The sequence below is a fragment of the Methanobrevibacter sp. genome (assembly GCF_045636185.1).
Classification (GTDB): Archaea; Methanobacteriota; Methanobacteria; order Methanobacteriales; family Methanobacteriaceae; genus Methanocatella.
Genome location: NZ_JAZTXC010000052.1, coordinates 1 through 10,351, shown reverse-complemented (window position 1 = coordinate 10,351; position 10,351 = coordinate 1). Strand labels below are relative to the sequence as shown.

Sequence of the window (10,351 nt, the reverse complement as noted above, 5' to 3'; positions counted from 1 at the left end):
GATACATTATATGAAGAGGCATATGACTTATTTATTCAGGGTGATTTGGATACTGCACGGGAATTGCTGGAAGAGCTATTGGCTATTGATGATACTCATGTGGAGGCAACTGCATTGATGGGTTTTGTTTACAGAAGGGGCGGACTATTTACAGAAGCCATGGAATATGCGCGTAAAGCTTCCAAGTTAGATAAAAATAATGAGATGGTTCGTGAATTAATTAAGGAATTGTCTTAAATTGTTTATCATATTTCATATAAAAATAGATATTTTTAAGTTATTTTTTGGTGATGGTTTGGCTTTGTTTAAGGTGCTCCGGAATATGCGCTGAAACCTTCTTTAAAGTGTTCGCATACTTTTTTCATCTCTTCAGGTATGTCAATGTGCTGAGTGCAGTAGTCAATGCATGTTCTGCAGTTTGTGCAGTTATTGGCAGGTACCTTTTCATCACCTAATTTGTCAAAGTAATTCTTGTAAATGTTTGATTCGGGCTGAACTTTGCTTTTGTTGTATAGGGAGAAGTATTCCTGAATTGGAATCTTTTCAGGACATGCATCAATGCAGTATCCGCATTCGCTACATGGAACAGCTACTTTTGAATAGAGCTTATCAGCCATTTTTTCTAAAAATTCACTTTCTTCATCGCTCAACACTTCAAAGTTTTCAAAGGTATCGCAATTATCAAGAAGATTGTCCATATTTCTCATTCCGCTTAAAACAATCTTAACATGTTCCAGAGATGCGCAGAATCTTAATGCAAAACTGGCTATTGATTTATCTGGATTGAATTGCTTAAATTCATCTTCAATTTCCTTTGGGGGATTTACAATGACCCCTCCTTTTAAAGGTTCCATTACATAGACGTCAAGGCCATGTTCTACACATAAATCATAGCATTTTCTGGCTTCGATTGCAGGATCTTCCCAGTCAAGATAGTTCAATTCCAACTGAACAACATCTAAAAAGTCTCCATATTTATCTAAAACCTCTTTCAATAGTATTGAATTGTCATGGAAACTGAATCCAATTTTTTTAGCTATTCCATCTTCTTTCATTTTTTTAACATATTCAAATGTTTTGGCATTTTCAGCTAATCTGTACCATGGAACATTGATGTTATGTACAAAAAATACATCAAAGTAGTCTATTCCCAATCTTTCAAGCATTTCTGCTACAAATTTATCATTGTCCTCTTCGGAGGTCAGTGCCCATGTAGGCATCTTGTCACATATCTGATAGGATTCCCTAGGGTATCTCTCAACCACTGCCTTTCTGATGGCGACTTCTGATACTCCGTTATGGTATGCATAGGATGTATCAAAATAGTTGAAGCCCTTTTCCATGTAAATATCAACCATCTGGTTAAACAATTCTTGATTAATGCTTGTTGGGTCATTTTCATCAGTTAATGGAAGCCTCATGCATCCGAAACCGAATTTTCTTTTAAAACTCATCTTATTACTCCCTCTTGTAATTAATAATAATTCTATTTTAAAAAGTATATAAATGTTGTTAATTGCAACAATTATTGTATTACTCAAATATTATTGAGATATTAAATACTTTTATAAATTAATAAAACTATAATTAATGTATTAATAATTATATTTTTTGTTAGGTGAAATTAATGCATGAATTGTCAATGGCTCAAGGAATAATAGATGCAGTTATTGAAACTGCAGAAAATAATAATGCAACTGAAGTCAATGAAGTTACAATAGAACTTGGAAGGCTTGCAATGGTCAACCCGGAACAATTGGAATTTATTTTAGGTGTCTTGGTTGAAAATACGATTTTGGAAGATGCAAAGATTGTTTTTGAAGAAATTCCTGTAGAAATTGATTGTAATGACTGTAATTTCCATGGGGTAGCTATTCTTGATGATAAGGACCATTATGCTCCTATTGTCAAATGCCCAGAATGTGACAGTTATTCTATTGAAATATTAAACGGTAAAGATATAGTCGTTAAAAATATAGTTATTGAAAAACCGGAAGATAATTAAGTTATGTGGTGATATAATGCATCAAGTAGCAGATGTTGAAGTTGCAAAAAATATTATGGATGCTAATAAGAAATTAGCAGATAAAAATAAGAAAAATCTAGAAGAAAAAGGAATATTCTGTGTTGATTTTGTTGGAGCTATTGGTTCCGGTAAAACAACACTGGTGGAAGAGATTATTGATAATACTGATTATAAAATTGGTGTTTTGGCTGGTGATGTCATTTCTAAATTTGATGCAGGCAGAATTGAAAAGCATGATGTTCCTGTTGTAGGTTTAAACACAGGTAAAGAATGTCACCTTGATGCTCATTTGGTAGGTCACGGTATTGCAGATTTGCCATTGGATGACTTGGACATGCTTATCATTGAAAATGTAGGTAATCTTATCTGTCCTGTTGACTTTGAATTGGGTTCCCACATGAGAATAGTTGTTGTAAGTGTCACTGAAGGGGACGACACTGTTGAAAAACACCCAATTATTTTCCAGACATCTGATGCAGTCGTTATCAACAAAGTTGACTTGGCTGATGCTGTCGGTGCCGATGCAGATAAGATGGTCAATGATGCATTAAAATTAAATCCTAATATTAAGGTCATCAAATCCAGTTTAAAGGACGGAACAGGATTGGATGAAATCATCAAATGCATTGAAGAAGCAATGAACAACTGATTTCGGTGATTTTTTGAAGGTTTGGATTGATATTTCTAATGCTCCTCATGTAAGGTTCTTTAAGGATGTTATTAAATATCTGGAAGCTGAAGGGGAAGATTTGATAGTTACTGGAAGGCAATTTGGAGACATTCATAAATTAATGAATATGTATGATATAGACTTCATTTCCGTTGGAAAGCATGGGGTGAGTCTATATGACAAATTGAAGGAAAGTACTTCAAGAGTTTATAATCTTGTTGATATCATAGCTGATGAAAGGGTTGATGTCGCCCTTAGCAAGCATTCTATAGAACTTCCTAGAATCTCATTCGGTTTAGGAATTCCTAGTTTGTACGTTTTAGACAACGAACATGCCCTTGCGGCTAATAAGTTAACATTGCCTTTATGTGACAGAATTATTACTCCAAGAAAAATCGATTTTTGGAAACTGATGAAATTTGGTGCCGATCCGAATACAATCATTCCATACAACGGTACTTCAGAACTGATGCATTTCAAAAGCTTCAACTATAATGATGATGTCTTCAAGGATTTGAATTTAAATCTTGAACATCCTAAAACTATTTTAATGAGGCCTGAACCCTCTCTTGCATCATATTTGGATGCAGATTGTAGAAAATCCGTTTTATCTCCAATTGTTGATGAATTGAAAGACCATGCAAATATATTAATATTGCCTAGATTTAAGGAGCAGGCTGATATTTTCGAAGGAATCGAACACGTTACTATATTGGAGCCTCCTGTTGACACTTCAAGCTTAATGAAGAAGTGTGATTTGGTTATCGGTGCAGGAGGAACAATGAACAGGGAAGCAGCTATTCTGCAGACTCCCGTCATTTCTTGTTATCCTGGAGAAACATTATCTGTTGACCAGTATTATATCGATAACGGTTTGATGTACAGGTCAAACAATGTAAATCAGGTAGTTACCAAAGCATTGGACTTTTTGAATAATCCTCATCAAAAAATTGATTTAAAAACTGATGATTTGTTCCAAATCATTATAGATAATCTTTATGATTTGGCTAAAAATGGAAAATAGGTTATATTAGCTAAAAATACCTGATTTCAAAGTTGATGAAAATTTAAAGATGTGCAATCTTTAAATAATTCATTCTTTTTTTTATAAAATTTTTATATCTTAAATTCTAAATTAACTATCATGACCAATGATGATTTAGACCAGTTGAAGCTGGAACTTGAATGTGAAAAATTTCGCCTGATGTCCTATCAGCTTGACGATTTGCTGGAAGAGTATGACAGACTGATGGAGCTTAGAGGAAATATCCAATTTAAATTTTTCAATGCCCTGGAAAATGTAAAAAGGAATGGAATTCCCGTTAAAGAAGATTACGAGCGCTGGGAAAAAATCAGGACTCGGGAAAGGGAAGGATGGGACGAAGAAATTAATTTGATAGCAGATTTGAAATATGATGTTGATGACAATTTGAAAATTTTGGACAATACAAAAATGCGAAGAATGTTAATCAACAGGGAAGTTAAGGATTAACTTTAAAAAACAAAACAATCATAATTATATAGTGATAAATATTTAGGGGACAAAAAGTGTTAGATATAAAATTGTTCAGAGAGAATCCAGAAATAATTATTGACTCTGAGAAGAAAAGATTTAGAAGCACTGAAAATGTTGAAAAAGTAATTGAATATGACACCTTATGGAGAGAAGGTGAAAAAAAATTAAATTCTTTAAGATCTGAAAAAAACAAATTATCTAAATCATTTAAAAAAGCAAAAGAAGAAGGTAATTTAGAAGAAGTCATTAAACGTTCCAAAGAAGTAGCAGCAGAAATTAAAGAATTGAGTGCTAAAAATGAAGAATGTCTTAAACTCAGAGATGACTACAGATACAAAGTTGGAAATATCATAGATGAGGATGTACCTATTTCCGATACCGAAGACGATAATGTAGTAGTTAGAACTTATGGTGAAATACCTGAGCATGATTTTGAATTGTTAAACCATGTAGATTTGATTAAAAAAATTGACGGTGCTGATTTGGAAACTGCAGCAAGCATTGCTGGTGCCCGTTTTTACTATTTGAAAAGAGATATATTGCATTTAAACTTGGCATTGATTCAATTTGCGTTAGCTGAGCTGGAAGCTGAAGGGTATATTCCAATGCAGACTCCATTCTTTGTAAAAGGGGAAGTTGCAGCAGAAACTTCAGAGCTCGGTGAGTTCAAAGAAACATTATACAAGGTAGAAAATGAAGATATGTATCTGATTGCAACTGCAGAGCAGACTTTGGCTGCACTTCACAGAAATGAAATTATTGCTCCTGATGAATTGCCGTTAAGATACTGTGCACTTTCAACCTGCTTTAGAAAGGAAGCGGGATCACACGGAAAAGATACCTTGGGAATATTCAGGGTTCACCAGTTTGAAAAAATCGAACAGTTCATCTATTCAGCTCCAGATGATTCAAGAAATCAGCATGATCACCTGATGGAGGTAACCGAGAGAATCTATCAGAAATTAGGTCTTCCATATCAGATTATAGCTATTGTATCTTCAGCATTGAATGATAATGCGGCCATTAAATATGATTTGGAAGCATGGTTCCCTGGTTCAGGCGCATTCAGAGAGTTGGTTTCATGTACTAACTGTAAGGATTATCAGGCAAGAAAAACCAAAACCCGTATCGGAAGAGCAGGTTCCGGAGATGCTCAGACTTTACACACTCTTAACAGTACGGCTATTGCTACTGAAAGGACAATGTGCTGTATTTTGGAAAATTATCAGCAAGCGGATGGCAGCATTAAAATTCCTGAAGTGTTAGTCCCTTACATGAATGGAAAAACTGTTATTGAAGCTAAAAAATAACTTATTTTGATTGTGTGTAGTGATTTTACACACATATTTAATCTTTTTTCAATCATATATTTTACTAAAACTTTTTTTACATCCCTAAAATGCTTATAATAATATAAATATGTATCCATATTAATTTTAGATGTTTTAATTTGTCAATTTAAAAAATAAGAAAAGGGAAATCATACGAAAATAAAGCGTATATTTCCCAATATAATTTGTACTGGGACTTGTAGAACATTCATACCGTTTTGTTTCATAGCTGTATCCATTGCGTCTCCTCTGGACATTGTTCCGGGCACATTTTCATTACCTGCATATCCGTTATAGGCATCATTTGACCTTATTAAATCAACAATATTCTTACCGAATATTGCCTCTGCGGCGTCATTGTTCACACTGATAATTACATGGGGGGTGTAATTATATGTATGGGATATGATGTCTTGAGCAGCATGATAGGGGTCGCTTGGGCTGATTAAATGAATGTTGTGTAATGTTTCACCCCTTGCATTAAAAGAGCTTCCTGGATAAACCCATTCGAAACCACCTATAAGTGAAAATTTTGCAGCCATATCTACGCTGGCATCTTCTCCGGTATCTTCAGCAATTATTAAAACTGGACTAGCAATTGTTGAAGCTAAACATCCTGCAAGTATTAATAGAATTACTAAAAATATTAAAGCTATTTTTTTCATGATTACTTTTTATAATTCTTTTAAGTACTTAAACTTATCTTTTTTTCAATGCTTTTATTTACATGTAAAATGAAAAATATATATAATGTGGTTATTATGAAGACAATTATAATTAATGCAAGTCCAAGAAAAAAGTGGAATACCGCTGAAATCATGCAATCCGCTCAAAAAGGAGCAGAATCAGTAGGTGCCGAAACAAAATATGTCAATTTATATGATTTATCATTCAAGGGATGTAGGAGCTGTCTTGTCTGTAAATTGAAAGATAAGACTAAAGGAAAATGTTACTGGAGAGATGACTTGTCTCCATTGATTGAGGAGATTTTGGATTCTGATGCATTGCTTATAGGTTCACCAATATACTTCGGAGAGCCTACAAGTGAATTTCGAGCATTGGTTGAAAGACTAATTTTCTGTCTGCTGTCCTATGATGACGGATCCAGCTATTTTACCGGAAAGGTAAATGTTGGAATTTTCTATACTATGAATGCGCCACTTCAGTATTATGAAGAGTCAATGAAAGATGATTTGGCCAAAAATGAGTTTCTCTTTTCATTTTTAAACGGTGAAATAGTAACTTATCCTGTCTGTGATACAATACAGGTCAGCAAATATTCAAAGTATAACATGGCAGGATTTTCACAGGAAGCTAAAGAAAAGCAATGGATTTTGCAGTTTCCAAAAGACTTGGAGAAGGCTTTTGAAATTGGAGCAAATTTAAGTAAGATTTAATTTTTAATAATTTATTCAAAATTAAACTCTTTAAATACATAATAATTCATGTTTTGAATGTATTCAGTTAAATATACTCAGCAGGCATTTTTCCATCACATTTTTCAAGTTGAAAACCAATATAATAACTATGACTTACAGATTAGACAAAATAACTATAAGACTAAAAAATGATGAAGCAGGAATTAACAAGATTAATGAATTGTTTGAAGATATTGTAAGTGGAAAAATTCCCTTAATTCATGATAGCAATGGAAAATTGATTGAGGGGATATCTCCAATATCTGAGTACAGCAATTATGAAAGTGATGAAACCGGAAATTATGACTTGAGTGTTATTGCAGCAGATAAAGAGTTCATTTTTCATTTAGAAAAATTGGCTGATGAAGGTGTTTTCAAAAAATACATTGCTAAAGGAGCAGATGTAAATGAGGCTGCCATAAAAGCTTGGAATCAGGTTTGGAATGATGATGAAATTCAAAGAACATTTGATAAGGACTATGAAAGTACGGTTCCGGATTTTCTCACAAAAGATGGTAAAGCACACTGTTATTTGTACATCGGGATTTGAGATTTAAAAAAAATAGGTGATGGTGGAATAATTTAAATTTTCATTATGAAACTACAATCTTCTTTTCAATCCTCCAACTCCAATAGCTAAAAGAGCAAGCAATACTGCTATTAATGGATTACCTGCTGCTGGAAGAGTTTCTTTACCGGCTGAAGCAATTTTATTAATGTCTGTATTGTTTGCTGGTTCTGTCTTATTTAATGTTATATTTATTGAGCTTGGATTATAGTTGTAAGGACTTTCAAATGTCAAGATTAAGTCTGAATCATTTATTGGTATGTCTATCATTTCATAGACATTATATCCGAAATATTTTAAGAATCCACACATTTCATTAAATGACATTTCAGGTGTTCCATATTCAACAGCCCGGTGGTTTGAAAGTGATTCACATGTAACTGATGGTATATGGAACTCTAAGTTTGCATAGTCTTCTATTGCTCCGGCATAAGGATCTCCAGCTACAGGGTAATCTTTAATATCATAACCGGTTTCAGCAACAATGAATTTACCGAGAACTTCACTTTCAGGTGTTGGTTGCTGGGAACAGAAGATACAGGTAATACCGACATCACTGTCATCATGACGGGTATTGTGGAAATCTCCAAGTCCAATGGCATTCACTGAGTTTGCAAATTTAACTATACTATTGGAAATGGTTCCATTAATATGCGCTACAGTATTTAAGTTAGTGCCATTATATATTCTTGTATTGTTGGCTGTGGCTTCCGGGAAAATAGTCGGAAATATGTATATTGTTCCATCAATCTCATTGCCGTAATTAGCCAATAAGTTAATTAATTTGAAACCTGCTACTTGTGATGCGAGTTCGCCTCCGTGTGTCCCAACAATCATAACAAGTGTTTCACCGTTTCCGTTTCCAAATTTGATATATGGGCTTCCCTGAGTACATAAATCAATGAGCTGATCAGTTAATTTGGTATGTTCAATTCTATCCATCAATGGGCTGTTCTTACGAATATCTGCTTTTGATCCGAAATCCATCACGCCGATTTCATAATTAACCTTTCCAGGTGTTTCATCAGTAATGTAAAATTTAAATTTGCCGTTTGCATCAACTGGAATGGTATATTTGCCATTTATGGTGATTGTTCCTCCGATAACATTATTTCCGTTTTCATCCACGACATCTCCGCTAACTAATTTCTTATGGTCATCTATAACAGTTACCTGAGGTCTGATTTCTGTATCCTTGGGTGGCTCAAATGTAAATGATTTTGAGAATGTTGATGGATTAAAATGTTTTCCGCTGTCTGAATAGACTCCGGTAAAGTTGATTGTCTGGCCGATGAGGTTTCTTGTTGTTTTCCATATGTATACATAGTTACCGTTAACATCCAAATCACATGTTCCCAATTTTTCACCGTCAATGTAAACGGTTACAATTCCTTGGGTTACTTCTTCATAATCATCATAGTCAGGATATGCTCTGTAATCTGATTTAACATTTCCTGTGAAATATACTGTATCATCATATTTTGTTGCAATAATATTAGTACAGGTGGTATTTGCAACGGGAACAGTCAATGGTAATATTGTATTGGCATTATTGTAAACATCTGTTCCGATATACATGCAGGTTATATTGAATTTTCCGGTATCCCCAACATATACATCGCTGGAGGCAACACCATCTTTCATGTCTGCAGTGTAATTTTGACCAAATACATCAACAAAAATCACTGATCCGCCATCTACATTATTTCCATTCTTATCTATTGCATTAACTTTCAGTGTAGTATCTTTATTTCCATAAATTCCAATTTGTTCATTTGCAGTTAATTCAACATCAATTTTGTCAGTTTCTGTGGTCGTATCATCAGCAGATAATATATTTACATCGGAATTATCAGTTATGTCGTTATTGTCTGCTGCACAGACTCCAGAAAAAGTTAATGATAAAATTATAAATATTGACAGAAATATTAATGTTTTCTTTAACAAATAAATTCCTCCCATAAAATTTTCTTTAATATATATAGTTTTGTTGTAAATTTATATAAATATTTTTATTTTAACTTAATTTAACATATTAAACAAAGCTTCACTTTTTTAATTTAAAAAAGGATTTTTAGTTATCTGTGATGGCCAGGAATACTTTAATCTTAAATCTGGGGATGAATTGCACTATAGATAAATTAATTAATATTTTTTTAACGGGGGTACTCTTGTTAAATTTTAAATATATTAACAAACTATTAATTAATATGACTGATTTTGAAACAATTATTAATACAAGAAGAAGTATTCGTGAATACCAGGATAAGGATGTTGATGATGAAGATATTTTAAAAATCCTGAAAGCGGGAATGCAGGCTCCTGGATCTAGATTGGGGGCTGAACCTTGGGAATTTGTAGTTGTTAAGGATAAAGAAACCTTGGCAAAACTTGGTGAAATAAAGCCAAGGGTAACTAATGCGCCTGTAGCAATAGTTCTGGTTGCAAACATTGAAAGGGCATTTTATAAAACTGTATGGCAGCAGGATATGGGTGCAGCTGCAGAAAACATGTTGCTTGAAGCAGTTAACTTAGGTTTGGGTGGTCTTTGGAATGGTGTCGCACCGGAAGAAGAAAGAATGGCCAAAATTGGTGAAATCATAGGAATAGATGATATTACAGATACCAAACCATATTGTATAATTACCGTAGGTTATCCTGCCGATGGATGGGAAAACAAATTCATGGATAAATTCGATGAAGAGAGAATTCATTATGAAAAATACTAAATACGATTTTGAAAGTGTTGTAGACAGACACAATACCAATAGTCTTAAATGGGACTTTTTTGATGATGATTTGCCTATGTGGGTAGCGGATAT

General features: G+C 33.6%; 12 protein-coding genes. 9 read left to right on the top strand and 3 right to left on the bottom strand.

The features are described 5' to 3' along the window. Positions 1 to 237, top strand: a 237-nt coding sequence (locus ACKI3Q_RS03205) for a tetratricopeptide repeat protein (protein WP_407414192.1), incomplete at its 5' end; no start/stop codon positions are given. A 68-nt stretch (positions 238 to 305) separates the two neighbouring features. Here the strand turns inward: ACKI3Q_RS03205 and ACKI3Q_RS03200 are convergent. Further along, positions 306 to 1,454, bottom strand: a complete 1,149-nt coding sequence (locus tag ACKI3Q_RS03200; protein ID WP_407414190.1) for an aldo/keto reductase — start codon at positions 1,452 to 1,454, stop codon at positions 306 to 308. Between the two features lie 173 nt (positions 1,455 to 1,627). On the opposite strand from ACKI3Q_RS03200, the gene hypA reads away from it, so the two are divergent. The 5 genes from hypA to serS all read left to right on the top strand — a co-directional run bounded on the left by hypA (position 1,628) and on the right by serS (position 5,522). Then, entirely contained in the window at positions 1,628 to 2,005 is a 378-nt protein-coding gene (gene hypA, locus ACKI3Q_RS03195) for a hydrogenase maturation nickel metallochaperone HypA (RefSeq protein ID WP_407414188.1), read from the top strand. Between the two features lie 16 nt (positions 2,006 to 2,021). Further along, positions 2,022 to 2,675, top strand: a complete 654-nt coding sequence (gene hypB, locus ACKI3Q_RS03190; RefSeq protein ID WP_407414186.1) for a hydrogenase nickel incorporation protein HypB — start codon at positions 2,022 to 2,024, stop codon at positions 2,673 to 2,675. Between the two features lie 13 nt (positions 2,676 to 2,688). Next, entirely contained in the window at positions 2,689 to 3,720 is a 1,032-nt protein-coding gene (locus ACKI3Q_RS03185) for a DUF354 domain-containing protein (RefSeq protein ID WP_407414184.1), read from the top strand. A 120-nt stretch (positions 3,721 to 3,840) separates the two neighbouring features. Further along, positions 3,841 to 4,188, top strand: a complete 348-nt coding sequence (locus ACKI3Q_RS03180) for a hypothetical protein (RefSeq protein ID WP_407414182.1) — start codon at positions 3,841 to 3,843, stop codon at positions 4,186 to 4,188. Between the two features lie 56 nt (positions 4,189 to 4,244). Beyond that, positions 4,245 to 5,522, top strand: coding sequence for a serine--tRNA ligase (serS, locus tag ACKI3Q_RS03175; protein WP_407414180.1), 1,278 nt, complete (start codon positions 4,245 to 4,247; stop codon positions 5,520 to 5,522). 170 nt (positions 5,523 to 5,692) lie between these two features. Here the strand turns inward: serS and ACKI3Q_RS03170 are convergent, their stop codons facing one another. Continuing rightward, complete coding sequence (locus ACKI3Q_RS03170; protein WP_407414178.1) at positions 5,693 to 6,208, bottom strand: hypothetical protein; 516 nt, start codon at positions 6,206 to 6,208, stop codon at positions 5,693 to 5,695. 96 nt (positions 6,209 to 6,304) lie between these two features. Between ACKI3Q_RS03170 and ACKI3Q_RS03165 the strand changes: the two genes are divergently transcribed. Further along, positions 6,305 to 6,940, top strand: coding sequence for a flavodoxin family protein (locus ACKI3Q_RS03165; RefSeq protein ID WP_407414176.1), 636 nt, complete (start codon positions 6,305 to 6,307; stop codon positions 6,938 to 6,940). A gap of 130 nt (positions 6,941 to 7,070) precedes the next feature. Beyond that, positions 7,071 to 7,511: a hypothetical protein gene (locus tag ACKI3Q_RS03160; protein ID WP_407414174.1), complete on the top strand. Its 441-nt coding sequence runs from the start codon at positions 7,071 to 7,073 to the stop codon at positions 7,509 to 7,511. Between the two features lie 51 nt (positions 7,512 to 7,562). Here ACKI3Q_RS03160 and ACKI3Q_RS03155 read toward each other — a convergent pair whose 3' ends face one another. Then, entirely contained in the window at positions 7,563 to 9,476 is a 1,914-nt protein-coding gene (locus ACKI3Q_RS03155; protein WP_407414172.1) for a hypothetical protein, read from the bottom strand. Between the two features lie 263 nt (positions 9,477 to 9,739). Here ACKI3Q_RS03155 and ACKI3Q_RS03150 point away from each other — a divergent pair, with 263 nt between their 5' ends. Beyond that, positions 9,740 to 10,258 carry a nitroreductase family protein gene (locus ACKI3Q_RS03150; protein WP_407414170.1) on the top strand — a complete coding sequence of 173 codons (519 nt, stop codon included), beginning with the start codon at positions 9,740 to 9,742 and terminating at the stop codon, positions 10,256 to 10,258. The last annotated feature ends 93 nt before the right edge of the window (positions 10,259 to 10,351 follow it).